Source organism: Rhodospirillales bacterium, assembly GCA_016710335.1.
Lineage (GTDB): Bacteria > Pseudomonadota > Alphaproteobacteria > Rhodospirillales > Defluviicoccaceae > JADJXQ01.
In genome coordinates this window covers 47584-64468 of sequence record JADJXQ010000001.1, presented here as the reverse complement: position 1 = coordinate 64468, position 16885 = coordinate 47584, and the positions used below count along the sequence as shown (strand labels likewise).

Below are 16885 nucleotides of genomic sequence, written 5' to 3'. Positions count from 1 at the left end.
TGCGCGGCTCAACAGGGTTCATGGACGACGACAATGGCCAAGGCGAAGCAAAGCACGATCCTCGTCAGGCTGGTAAGCACCGCCGACACCGGTTACTTCTATGTCGCCAAAAAGAACACGCGGACCGCAACCGGCAAGCTCGAGTTCCGCAAATACGACCCCCGCGTCCGCAAGCACGTCACCTTCAAGGAAGCCAAGATCAAGTAGCGCTTCCGCTTGCACCGATCGTCGGTGGGCTCTCCCCGCTTGGCGTTCGGCATCGCTCATATCCAAGATTATTCAGCGCGTTCGCCGATATTTAGCCGCGGACGGACTCCACCATCCTTTCCAGGCGTTCGAGGTCGTGGACGATCAGGGCGTCGCGGGTGCGCCTGACCATGCCTCTCCGCGCCAGGTCGTTCAACACCCGGGCAACGGACTCGCGCGTGGTGCCGACGCGGCTGGCAATTTCGCCATGGAGCGGAATCGGCTGGATGCGCGCCACGGTGATGTCGACCCTGTGCAGCTTCGCCTGGCGGAGCAGTTCGGCTTCGACCCGGTGGTAGGCGGAGAGGGTGCTGAGGTCCATGATCCGCTGGTCGGCGGCGCGTATAACGCCGGAAAGGCGCTGCATCACGGCCAGCGCCAGCGGAGGGTGCGTAAGAATGGCATCGATGAACACCCGGCCAGGCATCGCCGCCAGGACGCTTTCTGCGACGACCACCGCCCCTGCCGAGCGTGGCTCTCCGTCAAGGACTGCCGTCTCGCCGAAATAGCATCCGGGGGTGGCTTCGTCGAAGGCGACCTCCCGCCCCGACATCGAATAGTTGACGATGCGCACTCGGCCGCTGACGACGAAATAGACGTCCGACGCGGCTTCGTCCCGGCCGAAGACCTGTTCGTGCGGACGATACCGCCGGCAGGCGCAGGCGCGTTCCAGATCGGCGCGAAGCTCGTCGTCAAGCGCAGCGAACCCGGGCGTGGCGGCCAGAAACCCGCCGTGCTGCGGCGTCGGACCGCTTCGGTCCCGCCGAGCCGGGTCCGCCTGGTCAAGATCGCTGCGGACGCTGAGCGTCGTCTCCATCGTGTCCCCGCCCCACCCGTGGCCCGGCACGTCGCCGCAGGCACGATGCGCCAGCTCCGGTAAAGGAAGGGTAAGGGCTCAGGCGAGATGGGCTTCAGACGAGACGGGCTCAGACGAGACGGGCTCAGACGAGCTGGGCAATGCCGCCGCGGCGGGGGTCGCCGGCGCCGATCATGGCGCCGCTCCGCTCCATGCGCACCGTGTGGACACCGCCGAAGAACATGTTGTGCTCGTTCCAGAACGCGACGTCGGCCCCATGCCGACGCAGCAGCGCCGCCGCCCCTTCGCCGAAACCCGGCTCGACGCTGAGGGTCTCCGCTTCGAGATGTATGCGCGGCGCGGTCACCGCCTGCTCGACGGGGAGCTCGAATGCCAACAGGTTCAACAGCACCTGCAGGATGGCGGTGCGCAGCCGGTTGGAGCCGCCGGAGCCCAGCACGGTCAGGCTGCCGTCCCGTCCGAGCGCAATGGTCGGCGCAAGCATCGAACTGAGGCGGGCGTCCCGCGGCCACGCGTGGACGCCGTGCGGATTGATGTCCTCCTCGCCCAGCACGTTGTTGAGCATGATGTCCGTGTTCGGCGCGATGTACCCGGAGCCTTCGCCGTTGGTGAGCGACAGGGCGGCGGCGTTGCCGGCTGCGTCGATGACGCTGATGTGGGTGGTGCCGCGGGTGGCCCACGGCCGGCCGAGCAGGTGATTGCGGTACGCGTCGACCAGGGCGGGAGACAGAAACGCCTCCGCGGCCGCGTTGGCCGGCAAGCGGTGCAACGCCTGCTCGAGGCGGGCCCGGTTGGTCGCCGCCATGACGCGGACCAGGCTGCCCACGTGCGCTGCGCTGCCAAACGCGCTGGCGGACAACTGAGCATCCCGCAGCAACTCCAGCGAGAACGCGATCAACAGGCCGCCGTTCGACGGCGGCGGGTTGAGTAGAAGCCGGCTTGAGAACGCCTCCGCGGCGAGCGGCTCCCTCAACGCCACGGCGTAATCTGCCAGGTCGTCGGGCGTCAGGTGACCGCCCCGCGCCCGGCAGTCCGCTGAAATGGCTTGCGCGATCTCGCCCCGATAGAACAGGTCGTCGCCTTCGATGGCCAGCACCTCCAGCGCGTCGGCGAAGCGGCGGAGCCTCAGGGCCTCTCCCTCTCCGATCAACGCGCCCGGACGCTCAGGGCTGGCGAACACCGCCTCGCTCTCCGTCGTGCTCCTGAAAATCGGCGCGACGATCGCGAGGAAATACGCCTGCAGCGGGTTCATGGCGACGCCAGTCCGCGCCAGATCCACTGCCGGCTGGACGATGCGGCGAAGCGGCAATCGGCCCATGTGCCGGTGAACCTCGAACAGACCCCGCACCGCCCCCGGCGTGGCGATGGCGCCCATGCCGATGTGGAACTCCTGCTGCGCCGGGCCGAAGTCCGCAAGCACGGGGTAGAACTCGATGTCATCGAGCGGACGGCGGCTTTTGGGCGTTTGCGGAAAGAAATCGAAAACGATGGGTCGGTTGGCGAAGCGGCCGCCGGTGGGGCGGGCGAGCAGAAAGCCGCCGCCGCCGAGCGAGGCCAGTACCGGCTCGGCTACACACGCCGCGCACATGGCGGCGAGCGCCGCATCGAACGCGTTGCCGCCCTCATCCAGGATGGCCGCCGCCGCGTTCGCCGTCACCGGATGGCCGCAGGCGACGATCCCCTTGTGCTTGCTCATCACGTTCTCCGCGGCTTCGACGCCCGTGGCGTAGTTGCTGGGATCGGCGGTGTCAATTGTCGGCGCTTGGCGACCTGCCTCCGTGGCGCCGCGACAGGTCCGCAATCATTGACATGACGGCGGCGGCCGGCCGATCATCCGCCTCTTTGTTTGCGCGTCTGGGTTTGCTGCGTCTAGGTCATGCGCTGGATCGAGCGCGTCTCAAGAACACGTAAGGATCTGAATGAGCGATAGCGGGTCGCAAACGCTGCTGCCGGCCGGAGTGGCCGACGGCCTTCCGCCGCACGCCGCGTTCGAGGCGGCGATGATCGAGCGCATGCTGGGGTATTTCGCGCGCTTCGGCTACGAGCGCGTCAAGCCGCCGCTGATCGAGTTCGAGGACAGCCTCCTCGCCGGCAGCGGCGCGGCGCTGGTCACCCACACCTTTCGCCTGATGGATCCGGTCTCGCAGCGCATGCTGGCGCTGCGTCCGGACATGACCATGCAGATCGCACGGATCGCGACCGAGCGGCTCGCCCGCCAGCCGCGACCGTTGCGCCTCGGCTATGCCGGGCAGGTGCTGCGCATCAAGGGCTCGCAACTGCGCCCGGCCCGCCAGTTCGGTCAGGTCGGGGCGGAGATCATCGGCGCCGCGACGCCGGCCGCGGATGCGGAAGTCATGCTCATGGCCGTCGAGGGGCTGTCGCACCTGGGGGTGGGGCCGCTGACCATCGATCTCGGCATTCCCACCCTGGTGGCCGCCATCCTCGCGGAGCGCAATGTCGATCCGCGGCATCGGGCGCGGGTGCGGGCCGCCCTCGACCGCAAGGACGCAAGGGCGCTCACCGACCTCGCCCCCGTCCTGGCCGACGATACGGCGAGGCTGCTGGCGCGGCTGGTCACCATCGCCGGCCCCGGAGAAGAGGTTCTGACGGCACTGGCTAAGCTGAAGCTGCCGGCCGCCCCGGACGCCGAGCGGAGCCGCGTTGCCGACGTGTTCAAGCGCGTCCGCGCCGCGGCGCCGGACCTCAGCATCGGCATCGATCCCGTCGAGAGCCGCGGCTTCGAGTATCACCGGGGCGTCACGTTCTCGCTGTTTGCTGCCGGGGTCGCTGGAGAATTGGGCCGTGGCGGCCGCTACATCGCCGGCTTCGGCGGCAGCGCGGAGCCGGCGACTGGAGTGACCCTCTACATGGATTCGGTGCTCCGTTCGCTGACGCCTGCGGGAAGCGATCATCGGGTGTTTGTGCCATGCGCAGCGCCACGCGCCGCCGCCGCGGCGCTGCGGGACGCCGGCTGGATCACGGTGTGCGGGCTCGACGTCGGAGCGGATGAGCGCCTCGAGGCGCGCCGCCTCGGGTGCACCCACATCCTCGTCGGCGCCGAAGCAGAGGCGTTGGCGTCGTTGGAGTCATAAGTCGGAGCAGGAAGGAGCATCATGGCGAATGTTGCGGTGATCGGCTCGCAATGGGGCGATGAAGGCAAGGGCAAGATCGTCGACTGGCTGTCGGAGCGCGCCGACGTGGTGATCCGCTTCCAGGGCGGCCACAACGCCGGCCACACCCTGGTCATCGACGGCGTCACCTACAAGCTCAGCCTGCTGCCGTCGGGGATCGTGCGGCCGGGCAAGTTGTCGGTGATCGGCAACGGGGTGGTGCTGGATCCATGGGCGCTGTTGCGCGAGATCGAAGAGGTGCGTGGCAAGGGCGTCGACGTCGGCCCCCACAACCTGCGTGTCGCCGATAACGCGGTGCTGATCCTGCCGTTGCACCGTACCCTCGACACGGCGCGCGAGAAAGCCCTGGGCAAGCTCAAGATCGGCACCACCGGCCGCGGCATCGGACCGGCGTACGAGGACAAGGTTGCCAGGCGGGCGGTGCGGCTTGGCGATCTGGTCAGCGAACGGGTGGTGGAGGACAAGCTCGAGGTCCTCCTGTTCCATCACAACGCCTTGCTGCGCGGCCTCGGCATGCCGGAACTCGACCGCGAGAGCGTGCAGCGGGAATTGATGGACGTAGCGCCGAAGGTGCTGGCGTACGCCGATACCGCCTGGAAGACGCTGGCGGCGGCGCGGCGGGCCGGCAAACGCATACTGTTCGAGGGCGCCCAGGGCACGCTGCTCGACATCGACCACGGCACCTATCCGTTCGTCACCTCGTCCAACACGGTCGCCGGCCAGGCGGCGGCAGGCTCGGGGCTGGGGCCGGGGACGATCGGCTATGTGCTCGGCATCACCAAGGCCTACACCACCCGGGTCGGCAGCGGCCCGTTCCCGACCGAGTTGGACGACGATGTCGGGCGCGGTCTCGGCGAGCGCGGGCGGGAGTTCGGAACCGTCACCGGCCGGCCGCGGCGCTGCGGCTGGTTCGATGCGGTGGTGGTGCGCCAAGCCGCAAGCATCAACGGCATGCGTGGAATCGCGCTCACCAAGCTCGACGTGCTGGACGGAATGGAGACGCTCAAGGTGTGCGTCGGCTACCGGGTCGGCGGCGATCTGATCGACCATTTCCCGGTGTCGTTCGACCGCCAGGCGGCGGCGGAACCGGTTTACGAAACCATGGAAGGCTGGTCCGAGAGCACTCGCGGCGCGCGCTCGTGGGCCGAACTCCCGGCCACCGCCGTCAAGTACATCCGCCGCATCGAGGAACTGATCGAGGCGCCCGTGCACCTGCTGTCGACCAGCCCGGAGCGGGAAGATACCATCATGGTTCATGATCCGTTCGTGGACTGACAGCCCTATTGCCGCGCGCCCGCTCCGCAACCGCTCGCAGTGACACCCGAGTGTGCATTCTTGCTTGATGGCGGTGCGGCCGATGCTAGTCGATGAAGATGCTGGCAATGGCGCCCGTTTGGTGGCATCCCTGGCGAGGGCAAACCGCACGGCAAATCGCTGGCGGGACGGCGGAGGGATTGAAGCGATGCGGTTCATCAACCGGCAGGACCTGCGCGGCGCATATCCGGCCACCCGGCGCGGGTTTGTCGCGTTCATAATCATGACGGCGTCGGCACTCGCCGCCTGCGATCAGCAACCGCAGCAGGCGAGCCGGACGGCCGCACCGCCGCCGGCGGTGGTGGTGGTCGCAGCCGAACGCCGCGACATCACGTCGTCCACCGACTTCGTGGGGCGGGTGGAGGCGGTCGACAAGGTGGATCTTCGCGCCAGGGTCGAAGGCTTCCTGGAAAACCGCGCCTTCGAGGAAGGCAAGCCGGTCCAGCAAGGCGATCTGCTCTTCCAGATCCAGCAGAGCGAATTCCGGGCCACGGTGGACCAGGCCAAGGCGGAACTGGCGGCGGCCGAGGCGCGGAAGACCAACTCGGCGGGCCAACTGGCCCGTGCCTTGACCCTGCTCCAGAAAAAGGACGTGCCGGAGGCGGAGGTCGATCGCCGCCGCGCCGAGGACCAGATGGCCGAGGCCAACGTTCTGCAGGCCAAGGCCGCGCTTGAGAAAGCTGAGCTCAATCTCGCCTATACCGAGATCCGATCGCCGATCAATGGCCGCATCGGCCGCGCCGCCTACACGGTCGGCAACTTGGTCGGCCCGGACAGCGGAGTGCTGGCGACCGTCGTCAGCCAGGACCCGATCCACGTCGTGTTCTCCGTCAGCCAACGCATCCTGCTCGACGTGCAGAAGCAGGCGCAGACAGGCGGCAGCAAGGCGCAGGACGACAACATCTTGCGCCTCGTCCTCGCCGACGGCAGCATCTATCCCCACCCCGGCAAGATCGACTTCGCCGACATCCAGATCAGCGAGAGCACCGACACGTTGTCCGTCCGCGGCTCCTTCCCCAACCCTCTGGGCCAGTTGATCGACGGCCAGTTCGTGACCCTTTCGGTCGAAGCCGACACGCCCGAGCAGGCTGTGGTCATTCCGCAGGTGGCGCTGCAGGCGGACCAGGCGGGGGTGTTCGTGCTGGCGGTTCGCGACGACAACACCGCCGAGATCCGTCGAGTCAAGACGGGTGCTGCGCAGGGGGCCATGATCGCCGTGGAGGAGGGCCTCAAGGAAGGCGAGCGCGTCATCGTCGAGGGGGCGCAGAAGGTGCGTCCGGGGCAAGCGGTCGAAGCGAGCATCGCGCCGGCCGTCAAATCCGGAGGCTAGTCGATGATCTCCGCAACCTTCATCGATCGGCCGCGCCTCGCAATCGTCATCTCGGTGGTGATCACCATCGCCGGGATCATCGCCATCCTTGCAATCCCGACGGCGCAGTTCCCGGACATCGTGCCGCCGCAGGTCCGGGTCACCACCACATACCCCGGCGCCGGCGCCTCCGTGGTCGAACAGACGGTCGCCCAGCCGATCGAGTCCATGGTCACCGGCGTTCAGGACATGCTCTACATGAAGTCGGTGAGCGGCGACGACGGCAGCTACAAGCTGACGATCACCTTCGCGCTAGGCACCGATCCCGACATCAACACCGTCAACGTGCAGACCCGCATACAGCAGGCGCTGCCTCAGTTGCCGGAGGAGATCCAGCGGCAGGGCGTGGTGGTCAGCAAGCAGTCCTCGGCGCTGCTGCAGGTGATCAGTCTCTACTCGCCGGACGGGACCTACGACAGCCTGTTCCTCAGCAACTACGCGACCATCAACATCCGGGACGAACTGGCGCGGATCCAGGGAGTTGGCGACGCCTCCCTTTTCGGTCCGCTCGACTACAGTATGCGCATCTGGTTGGACACGGACCGCCTGACCAGTCTCCGCCTCGCGCCCAACGACATCGTCGCGGCGCTCAAGGATCAGAACGTCCAGGCCGCGGTGGGCCGCATCGGCGCTCAGCCGATGACCGCCGACGCCCAGTTCCAGCTCACCTTGCAGACCAAGGGTCGGCTGACCGACGTCGCCGAGTTCGAGAACATCGTGGTCCGCGCCAACCCGGACGGCTCGGTGCTACGCATCAGGGACGTCGGCCGCGTCGAACTCGGCGCCCGCACGTCCGACTCGTTCGGAAAGCTCAACGGCAAGGCGAGCGCCCTGATCGGCATTTACCTCGCACCGGGCGCCAACCAGATCGCCGTTGCCGAAGCCGTGTCGGAACGCATGGAGGCGCTGAAGGAGCGCTTTCCGGAGGACGTCGACTACCTCGCCCAGTACGACACCACGGTGTTCGTCGAGAGCACCATCGAGAGCGTGATCCACACGCTGTTCGAGGCATTCGTCCTGGTCGTCCTCGTGGTGTTCCTGTTTCTCGGCCAGTTGCGCGCGACGATCATCCCGACCATCGCGGTGCCGGTCAGCCTGATCGGCACCTTCGCGTTCGTCCTCGCCCTCGGCTTCACCGCCAACACGGTTCTGCTGCTGGCCATGGTGGTCGCCATCGGCATCGTCGTCGACGACGCCATCATTGTCGTCGAGGCGGTGGAAGAAAAAATGCATTCGCTTGGTCTGCCGCCGAAGGAGGCCGCGAAGGCGGCGATGGCGGAGATCACTGCGCCCATCATCGCGATCACCCTGGTGCTGCTGTCGGTCTTCGTGCCGACGGCGTTCATCCCCGGCATCACCGGGCAACTGTTCCAGCAGTTCGCGGTCGCCGTCTCCATTGCCATGCTGATCTCGGCGATCAACGCGCTGACCCTGAGCCCGGCTTTGTGCGCCATCATCTTGAAACCGGGGCATCAGGTTCGCGGCCCGATGCGGCGCATCTCGAACATGATCGACAGGACCCGCGACGGGTACGCGAGCATCGTCCGTCGCCTGCTGCGCCGGACGGCCATCGGCCTCGTGTTCCTCGTCGCCGTGCTGGCCGGTTCCGGCTACCTCTTCAAAGCGATCCCGACGGGGTTCCTGCCGAGCGAGGACCAGGGCGCGTTCTTCGTGGTCGCACAACTTCCGGAAGGCGTATCGCTCACTCGCACCGCCGCCCTGGTCGACCGGATCGAGACGATGCTGACGGAGGTTCCAGGGATCGAAAACTTCTCTTCGGTCACCGGCTTCAACTTCATCGACAACCTCAACCAGTCGAACTCCGCATTCTTCATCGTCACGCTCAAGCCATGGGGGGAGCGCGAGGGTCCGGGACAAAGCGCGGAAGAGATCATCGCCACCGTTCGTGCCAGGGCCCAGGCGATCCCGGGGGCGGCGGTGGCGGCCTTCAACCTGCCGCCGATCGTCGGCCTTGGCACCACCGGCGGCTTCGAATACCAGCTCGAGGACCTTCGCGGCGCGTCGCCGGCGGACATGGCGGCAGTGATGCGGGGTCTCGTCATCCAGGCCAACCAGCGCCCGGAACTGCAGGGTGTGTTCAGCACCTTCGCCGCCAACACGCCGCAGATCGACCTCAAGATAGACCGCGACAAGGTGCAGACCCTGGGCATCGAGATCGGCGATGTTTTCCAGGCCCTGCAGACCACGCTCGGCGGCTATTACGTTAACGACTTCAACCTGTTCGGCCGCGTCTGGCAGGTGAACATCCAGGGCGAGGCCAGCGATCGGGCACGGATCGACGACCTCTACCGCATCCATGTGCACAACGACCGCGGCGACATGGTGCCGATGCGCTCCATTGCAGAGCCGAAGCTGATCCTCGGTCCGCAGACTTTGATCCGCTACAACAACTATCGCAGCGTCACCATCAACGGCGGCCCGGCGCCGGGATACAGCTCCAGTCAAGCGCTGGCGGCGATGGAAGACTTGTCTGCGTCCGTGCTGCCCGCCGGCTACGCCTACGAATGGACCTCGACGGCGCTGCAGGAGATCGAGGCCGCGGGCCAGACTCCGATGATCCTCGGCCTTGCCGTGCTGTTCGCGTACCTGTTCCTGGTCGCCCTCTACGAGAGCTGGACGATCCCGATCCCGGTGCTGCTGTCGGTGTCGGTGGCCGTGCTGGGAGCGATGATCGCGCTGTGGGTCGCGGGGCTGGACAACAACCTCTACGCTCAGATCGGCATCGTCATCCTGATCGCTCTCGCCGCCAAGAATGCCATTCTCATCGTCGAGTTCGCCAAGGAGCAGCGGGAGAAGGGCATGTCGATCGTGGACGCGGCGGAGGCGGGTGCGCGGCTCCGCTTCCGGGCAGTGATGATGACCAGCTTTGCGTTCATAGCCGGCCTGATCCCGCTGGTCATTGCCACCGGCGCCAGCGCCATGAGCCGGCGCGGCGTCGGCACCGCCGTGTTCGGCGGCATGGTAGCCGCTGCGTTCGTGGGCATATTTCTGATCCCGGTGCTCTACGTGGTATTCCAGCGCCTCCGCGAGCGTATCCATGGCACGCCGAGCAAACACGAGGGCAGGCCGAGCGAGCACGAGACGGCGCAGCAACCGGCGGAGACCCGGGCTTAACCTTTGAGCAAGCGGCCTGGCGCTATCCTGACCACCCCGCGAGCCGGTTGAAGCGTGCCCGGGGCGTGAAAGGCCACTCGGGATGCGACAGTCCGGAAACGGGAAGCGCCGGGCCGAAGACGGCGATGCCGGCGGCGATGCGGGCGACCGGCCGGTAATCGCCGGCCGGTACCGGATCGATCTGCGCCAGTCGCTGCCGCGGCTCGATACTCCGTCCGCCAAAGCCTATGCGGCGGCCGACCGCGACGATGCCGGGGCGTCCCTGTTCGCCCTGGTCGCCCAGCCGACGATGCCGGCGCGGATGGAGGCGCTGCAGCGGCTGCAGGGTACCTTGGCGACCGGGTTCCTGGCGCCGCTCGCCAACGGCGTGGTGCGGTGCCCGTTGGCGCAACGGAACACCATTGCCATCGTCTACGACCGCCCCGGCGGCGGCACCCTCGCCGAACAACTGGCCGACGGCGACGCTGGCCTGTCGCAGTACGACTTGCCGCCCCGCCTCATTGCCCCGATCGCCGCGGCGCTGCAGGTTTTGGCCGACTGCAATGTAACCCATCGTGCGATCCGCCCGGACAACATCTGGTTCATGGACCGCCCCGGCGGCGAAGTGGCGCTCGGCGATTGCCTGACGGCGCCGCCCGCCCACGATCAGCCGCTGCTGTTCGAACCCATCGAGCGCGCCATGGCCGAGCGCATCAGCCGCGGCGACGGCAATACCAATGACGACCTCTATGCGTTCGGCGTGACCGTCGCTCTGGTGGTGCTGCGGCACAATCCGCTCGCCGGCCTCGACGACGACCAGGTTCTGACGGTCAAGCTGGAGCGCGGCAGCTACGAGGCGCTGTGCGGCCGTCATCGTGTGCCGATGTCGTTGATGGAGCCTCTGCGGGGCATGTTGTGCGACGATGCGGAGCAACGCTGGGGCATCGCTCAATTGAACGACTGGCTCGAAGGGCGTCGCCGCACACCGTTGCGCAGCGCCGTGGCCCGGACGCCGGCGAGCGAATTCCGCTTCCAAAGCATTGGTCACACCTCGCTGCGGCAGCTTGCTCACGCCCTGAGCCACGACATCGACGCGGCCGCCGCCATGATCCGCGGTGGCGAGTTGCAAACATGGCTTGCGGGACGCCTGAAGGCGCCCGAACTGGCCGCCGCCGTGACCGAACTGACTATGGCATCGGCCGCCGGAACGGCGGGCCCGCGCGGCTCCAACGCGTATCTGGTGGCGCGGGTCGCCATCCTCCTCGATCCCCGGGGTCCGATCCGCTACCGCGGCCGCGCCTTCATGCTGGACGGCCTGGGACCGTGCCTAGCGGCGGCGTGCCTCCAGCAACAGGACGTCCAGCCGTTCGCCGAAGCCATCGCGCTGGGCCTCCCCAACCACTGGCTGGCGCAGCAATCGTCGCCGCCGACGCGGTGGAACGAAGTGCCGTCCTTCTTCACCGGCCTGCAGGCGCAGCTGGAGTCGCTCGGGCCCGGCGGCGGCTGGGAGCGGTGTCTCTATGAGCTCAATCCCGGGCTGCCCTGCCAGAGTCCCCATCTCGCCGGCCACTACGTCTGCCAGCTCGATGCGGCGCTTCTAGCCCTGGATGCTATGGCCGACCACGCGGCGATGGAATCGGCATACGCCGACCGCTTCCCGGTCGACCGCCACGTCGCCGCGTTCGCTGCGTCGCGGTATGACCGGGAAAGCGCGCCGTATCTGAAGCTGCTCGCATCCTCCCAGCCGGAGGCGTGCGTGAGCGGCATGTTGGGCCTTTTGGCGCTGCTGCAAATCCGGGTTGGCGCAGCATCGCTCCCCGGCCTCGCGACCCTGTTCGGGAACCGGCTCGGCCCGGTGATCGCCACCTACCGCAGCCGCACGCTCCGTCTCGACATCGAACGTCAGCTTCCTAAGGCGATACAGACCGGCCGCCTGCTCGACCTGTACGTCCTGGTCGAGAACCCGGAGTGGCGGCGGCGAGATGCGGCCGGTTTCCGGACCGCCGCGGCGGAGTTCGCATCGGCCGAACGCGCCATCCTCGCCCTGGACGGCGGCGCCCGCCACGCCGCGGCATGGACGGTCGTCGGCCAGCGGCTCGCGGCGACCGTGTCGCTGATCGTCTCCAGCATCGCCATCGGCGTGATGCTGTTGCTCATCATCGCGTAGAGGCGGCTGAGACGGCATGGCGGGTCGCACCGCACCATCGACATCGGCCAAATCGCGACCGACGCGACCGGCCAAATCGCGACCGACGCGATCGGCTAAATCGCGACCGACGCCATCCGCGGCCTTCGGCAGCCGGCACACGCTCGGCTTGGCTCTCTGCGCCATCGCCGTCATCGCGGTGTGGCCGCCGACGGCCATGGTGGTCGCCATCGGCATGCTGCCGACCTTCTTCGCCGCCATCGTCGATCGCACCGCCGGCAAGCTGGCGGCGCGCTGCGTCGGGCTTTTGAACGCCTGCGGCGTGCTACCGTTCGTATTGCAGCTCTGGAGCAACGGTCACACGGTGACCGCGGCGGAACTCCTGCTCACCAACGTGTTCGACCTCAGCGCCATGTTCGCTGCGGCGGCGGTGGGTTGGCTGCTCTTCCTCGCCATTCCTCCGGTGGTCTCTGCCGTGCTTCGCGTGCAGGCGGAGCATCGCGCCGCCGCCCTCCGGGCACGCCAGAGAGAATTGGTGGAAGAGTGGGGAGAGGGCGTCGCGAATTCCGGTCATGTGCGTTGAACGCCGCTTGCACATCCTCGTCCTCCCTGCCGATGAGAGAGGAATAGCGCCGCTTGCGGTGACGACGACACGATCGTGATCATTGCTCCCTGGATTTTTCGGCGTCGCTGGCGAACAGGGCTTCCAGTTCCTTGGCGGACTCCATTGCCAGGAGCTGCATCTTTTCTTCTTCGTTGTAGTGCGCGTAGTCGCGATAAAGGCGGCGGCGGTCGTGGTCGCGGAACATGTTGACGGCCTTCTCCGCCTCGTGCTCCTTCATGCCGAGGCCCTGGAGAACCTCCCGCGCCAGGTCGACGCTGGCGAGGAATGTCTCACGGCGGATCACCTTGACCCCCAAGTCCATGAGCTTGTGCACATGGTTGCGGTTGCGGGCGCGGGCGTAGATCGGGAGGTTCGGAAAATGCTCACGCACCGTCTGCGCCGTCTTCATTGACGTCGCCACGTCGTCGATGGCGAGGACCAGCGCGGTCGCTTGCTCGGCCTTGGCGGCACGTAGCAATTCTAGGCGCGAGGCGTCGCCGTAATACACCTCGTTGCCGTAGCGGCGGACGAAGTCCACCTGCTCCGGGTTGATCTCGAGGGCGGTGAACGGGATCCTCTTGGCGCGGAGGATGCGCGCGATGATCTGCCCGAAGCGCCCGAACCCGGCGATGATCACCCGGTGCTCCTCCTCCGGCAGGGCGTCGAACTCGGGGCGCGTGCCGCCGCCGAGAGACGGCTTGAGAACCCGGTCGTTGAGAATGAACAACAGCGGCGTCACCCCCATCGACAGCGTCACCACCGCGATCAGCAGGTCGGTGAGGCCTTGGTCGATGATCCGGGTGTCGACCGCCATGCTGAGGATGACGAACGCGAATTCTCCACCCTGCGAGAGGGCGACGGCGAGGGAGCGGCTCGAGGGATTGCTGAGTTCGGACATCCGCCCGAGGACGAACAGGATGAGAAACTTGACGGCCACGAGCCCGATCACCAGCGCCGCTACCGTGCCGGCGTCGCTGCCGATCAGCCCGAGATTGAGGGACATGCCGACGGCGATGAAGAACAGGCCGAGGAGCAGACCCTTGAACGGCTCGATGTCCGCTTCGATGGTGTGGCGGTATTCGGATTCCGCGAGCAGCACTCCGGCGAGGAACGCCCCCAGAGCCATCGTCAGTCCGACCGACTCGACCAGCAAGGCGGTGCCGATCACCGTCAGCAGCGACATGGCGGTAAACACCTCGCGAATGCCGGTTGCGGCGATGGCGCGGAAGGCGTAGCGCAGGACAAAGCGTTCGCCGACGACGATGGCGAGGCACATGCCAACCGACTTGACGATCGGCATCAATTCGATCTCGGCGTCGTCTATGGCCTGCCCACCCGTGAGCAGGGGCAGCAACGCAAGGATCGGGATCACTGCCAGATCCTGGAACAACAGGATCGAGAACGCTGCGCGCCCATGGCGTGCCGTCAACTGGTTCTTTTCCGCCAAGGTCTGCAAGGCGAAGGCCGTCGACGACAGCGACAGCGCCAGGCCGACGACGATGGCGGCGGCAAGATCCAGGCCGCTGGCGTAAGCGGCGATCCCAAGCGCGGCGGCGGTCGCCACCACCTGGATGCCGCCGAGCCCGAACACCGCCTTGCGCATGGTCCAGAGGCGGCTCGGCTGCAGTTCGAGCCCGATGATGAACAGCAGCATTACGACGCCGAGTTCTGCGAAGTGGATCACACCCTCGACATCGCCGACCAAGCGGAGACCGAACGGCCCGATCACCGCGCCCGCGATCAGAAAGCCTAGCACGGCGCCCAGCCCGCACATCCGCGACACGGGCACCACTACGACCGCGGCGGCCAAGAACACGACCGCTTCGGTGAGAACGCTCACGGCGCGGCGATCCGAGCGTGTGTCAGAAGGATCAGCCCTGTTGTACGAGCCCGCCCTTGTAGCGGCGCAGGTTGTCGACGTAGTGGGCGGCGGCTTCGGCGTTCATGTCGAGATGCTCGGCGGTTACGGTGCGGACGACTTTGCCGGGGACACCCATGACCATCGAGTTATCCGGGATCTGCTTGCCTTCCGGGATCAGCGCTTTGGCGCCGACGATGCAGTTCCGTCCAATGCGGGCGCCGTTGAGGATGACGCTGCCGATGCCGATCAGGCTGTTGTCGCCGATGATGCAGCCGTGCAGCATGACCATGTGTCCGACGGTGACGCCGGCGCCGAGGATCAGCGGAAATCCCTCATCGGCGTGGAGGACGGAGCCGTCCTGAACATTGGTGTTGTCGCCGATGGTGATCGCCTCGGCGTCGCCGCGCACCACCGCATTCCACCAGATGCTGACGTTTCGCCCCAGGCGCACGCGCCCGATGACCACCGCCGATGGCGCGATCCAGAACGCGTCGCCATCGGTCTCGATCGACTCACCCTCGATGGCGTAGCGCATCGACTACCCTTTACCGTTCTGTCTCGGGGCCTCGACGATGTCGCCGGTCAGCATGAAGCGGCGGTCGTTCTCTGCCACCGGCGTGATGTGCAGCACGCCCGCGCCCTTCAAGCCCTTGAACCGCCCCGTGCCTCCGACCAGTTCCCAATAACCGTTGTCGAGCAGGATCGGCTCGCCGTCGGCCTCGGCGACGAACACCACCCGCAGATGCCATTTGATGTAGGCGACATCGCCATCCTGGGAGGTCATCTCCAGATACCCGCGCGGGTCGCCGCCGACGCCGGGGAGGAGGTCGTACATGCCGTACTCGGTGGCCTTGAGCCCCGCCAGCGGCCCGGTGCCGATGGACGTTCCCTCGCGGCGGATCAGCAGCACCACCTTTTCGCTGTCGTCTTCAAAGTCGAGGCGGATCTGCTCCTTCGGCTTGAGCACGGCCTGGATGTTGACGGGCTCGGCCATGGCCGGACCTGCCCCTACAACGGCCGCAACCAACGCCCCCGCAAGCGTCCTCCATGATGTCATGTTCCTTATCCTTCGTTGCCGTGCCCGTCACCGCCCTTATTCTTGAAGCGGCGCCAACTCGGGCAGCTTCCGCGGTGATCTTGTTGAGTTCATCCTAGTACACTTACTCAAATAATGGGTCTACAAACTCCGGTGGGGCCAGCGATGGCGCGCCCAATCGGCGCCGGTCCTGGTGAGGGTAGGGGTCTCGGCGTTCGTTCGGCTGCGGTGCAGCGCCGGGACGCGACGGTGCGGAGTGGCCGCGATGCGGGGTCCCGCGAATCGAGCGGCAGCGGGAGGGGACATGGAGACGGAACGGACGATCGACGGCAAGGTCGTCGTGGTGACGGGAGCCGGACGCGGCATCGGCCGCGCCATCGCTTTGTTGATGGCGCGCCACGGCGCCCGGGTTGTGGTCAACGACGTGGGCGCGTCGCTGACGGGGGAGGGCGCCGATCGCGGCCCGGCGGACGAGGTGGTGGCTGAGATCCGCGCCGCCGGCGGCGAAGCCGCCATCAGCAACGACAGCGTCGCCGACGCCGCCGGGGCGAAGCGGATCGTTGCCACTGCCGTCGATGCCTTCGGCCGCCTCGACTGCGTCGTCAACAACGCTGGGTTCCTCCGCGACCGCATCTTCCACAAGATGAGCGCCGACGATTGGGAGTCCGTGATCGGCGTCCACCTGATGGGGGCGTTCTACGTCAGCGCGGCGGCGGCGCCCGTGTTCCGCGAGCAGAACGGCGGCGCCTTCATCCACATGACTTCCACTTCCGGCCTGATCGGCAACGTCGGCCAGGCCAACTACGGCGCCGCCAAGATGGGCGTCATCGGTCTCTCCAAGGTCATCGCCCTCGACATGCATCGCAGCAACGTGCGCTCGAACTGCATCGCGCCGTTCGCGTGGAGCCGCATGACAAGCTCGATCCCGACCGAGACGCCGGAACAGCGCGCGAGGGTCGAGAAGCTGAAGCAAATGACGCCGGAGAAGATCGCGCCGCTGGTGGTGTTCCTGGCCAGCGACAGCGCCGCCGACGTCAACGGGCAGGTGTTTGGCGTCCGCAGCAACGAAATCATTCTGTTCAGCCAGCCGCGGCCGATTCGCACCGTGCATCGCAGCGAGGGCTGGACGCCGGCGACCGTCGCCGAGCACGCCATCCCCGCGCTGCGGCCCAGCTTCTACCCCCTCGACGTATCCGCGGACGTATTCGGCTGGGATCCGGTTTGAAACCGCCCTCGTCCGGGCAGCA

Annotated in this window: 13 protein-coding genes; 8 read left to right on the top strand and 5 right to left on the bottom strand. The window is 67.1% G+C overall.

The window, feature by feature from the left end:
- Positions 1-33: 33 nt before the first annotated feature.
- Positions 34-207, top strand: a complete 174-nt coding sequence (gene rpmG / locus IPM60_00345; protein ID MBK8906394.1) for a 50S ribosomal protein L33 — start codon at positions 34-36, stop codon at positions 205-207.
- Between the two features lie 91 nt (positions 208-298).
- Here the strand turns inward: rpmG and IPM60_00340 are convergent, their stop codons facing one another.
- Both IPM60_00340 and IPM60_00335 read right to left on the bottom strand, forming a co-directional pair.
- Positions 299-1063, bottom strand: coding sequence for a Crp/Fnr family transcriptional regulator (locus tag IPM60_00340; protein ID MBK8906393.1), 765 nt, complete (start codon positions 1061-1063; stop codon positions 299-301).
- Between the two features lie 124 nt (positions 1064-1187).
- Positions 1188-2759 carry a gamma-glutamyltransferase gene (locus tag IPM60_00335; protein ID MBK8906392.1) on the bottom strand — a complete coding sequence of 524 codons (1572 nt, stop codon included), beginning with the start codon at positions 2757-2759 and terminating at the stop codon, positions 1188-1190.
- Positions 2760-2982: 223 nt separating this feature from the next.
- On the opposite strand from IPM60_00335, the gene IPM60_00330 reads away from it, so the two are divergent.
- The 6 genes from IPM60_00330 to IPM60_00305 all read left to right on the top strand — a co-directional run bounded on the left by IPM60_00330 (position 2983) and on the right by IPM60_00305 (position 12720).
- On the top strand, positions 2983-4155 hold the full coding sequence (locus IPM60_00330) for an ATP phosphoribosyltransferase regulatory subunit (protein MBK8906391.1): 1173 nt from the start codon (positions 2983-2985) through the stop codon (positions 4153-4155).
- A 21-nt stretch (positions 4156-4176) separates the two neighbouring features.
- Positions 4177-5469, top strand: a complete 1293-nt coding sequence (locus IPM60_00325) for an adenylosuccinate synthase (GenBank protein MBK8906390.1) — start codon at positions 4177-4179, stop codon at positions 5467-5469.
- A 187-nt stretch (positions 5470-5656) separates the two neighbouring features.
- Positions 5657-6838, top strand: a complete 1182-nt coding sequence (locus IPM60_00320; protein ID MBK8906389.1) for an efflux RND transporter periplasmic adaptor subunit — start codon at positions 5657-5659, stop codon at positions 6836-6838.
- Between the two features lie 3 nt (positions 6839-6841).
- Positions 6842-10012 carry a multidrug efflux RND transporter permease subunit gene (locus tag IPM60_00315; protein MBK8906388.1) on the top strand — a complete coding sequence of 1057 codons (3171 nt, stop codon included), beginning with the start codon at positions 6842-6844 and terminating at the stop codon, positions 10010-10012.
- Positions 10013-10094: 82 nt separating this feature from the next.
- A complete protein-coding gene (locus IPM60_00310; GenBank protein ID MBK8906387.1) occupies positions 10095-12158 on the top strand; it encodes a hypothetical protein in 2064 nt (687 codons plus the stop codon).
- A gap of 148 nt (positions 12159-12306) precedes the next feature.
- On the top strand, positions 12307-12720 hold the full coding sequence (locus IPM60_00305) for a hypothetical protein (GenBank protein ID MBK8906386.1): 414 nt from the start codon (positions 12307-12309) through the stop codon (positions 12718-12720).
- A 79-nt stretch (positions 12721-12799) separates the two neighbouring features.
- Here IPM60_00305 and IPM60_00300 read toward each other — a convergent pair whose 3' ends face one another.
- Genes IPM60_00300 through IPM60_00290 form a run of 3 tightly spaced genes read right to left on the bottom strand, consistent with a single transcriptional unit; the run spans position 12800 to position 15596 of the window.
- Positions 12800-14581 (bottom strand): cation:proton antiporter, encoded by a 1782-nt coding sequence (locus IPM60_00300; GenBank protein MBK8906385.1) that lies wholly within the window; start codon positions 14579-14581, stop codon positions 12800-12802.
- A 31-nt stretch (positions 14582-14612) separates the two neighbouring features.
- The gene (locus IPM60_00295) at positions 14613-15137 is read right to left on the bottom strand and encodes a gamma carbonic anhydrase family protein (GenBank protein ID MBK8906384.1); all 525 of its coding nucleotides are present in this window, start codon (positions 15135-15137) and stop codon (positions 14613-14615) included.
- A 3-nt stretch (positions 15138-15140) separates the two neighbouring features.
- Positions 15141-15596, bottom strand: a complete 456-nt coding sequence (locus IPM60_00290; protein ID MBK8906383.1) for a hypothetical protein — start codon at positions 15594-15596, stop codon at positions 15141-15143.
- A 346-nt stretch (positions 15597-15942) separates the two neighbouring features.
- Here IPM60_00290 and IPM60_00285 point away from each other — a divergent pair, with 346 nt between their 5' ends.
- Positions 15943-16863: an SDR family oxidoreductase gene (locus IPM60_00285; protein ID MBK8906382.1), complete on the top strand. Its 921-nt coding sequence runs from the start codon at positions 15943-15945 to the stop codon at positions 16861-16863.
- The last annotated feature ends 22 nt before the right edge of the window (positions 16864-16885 follow it).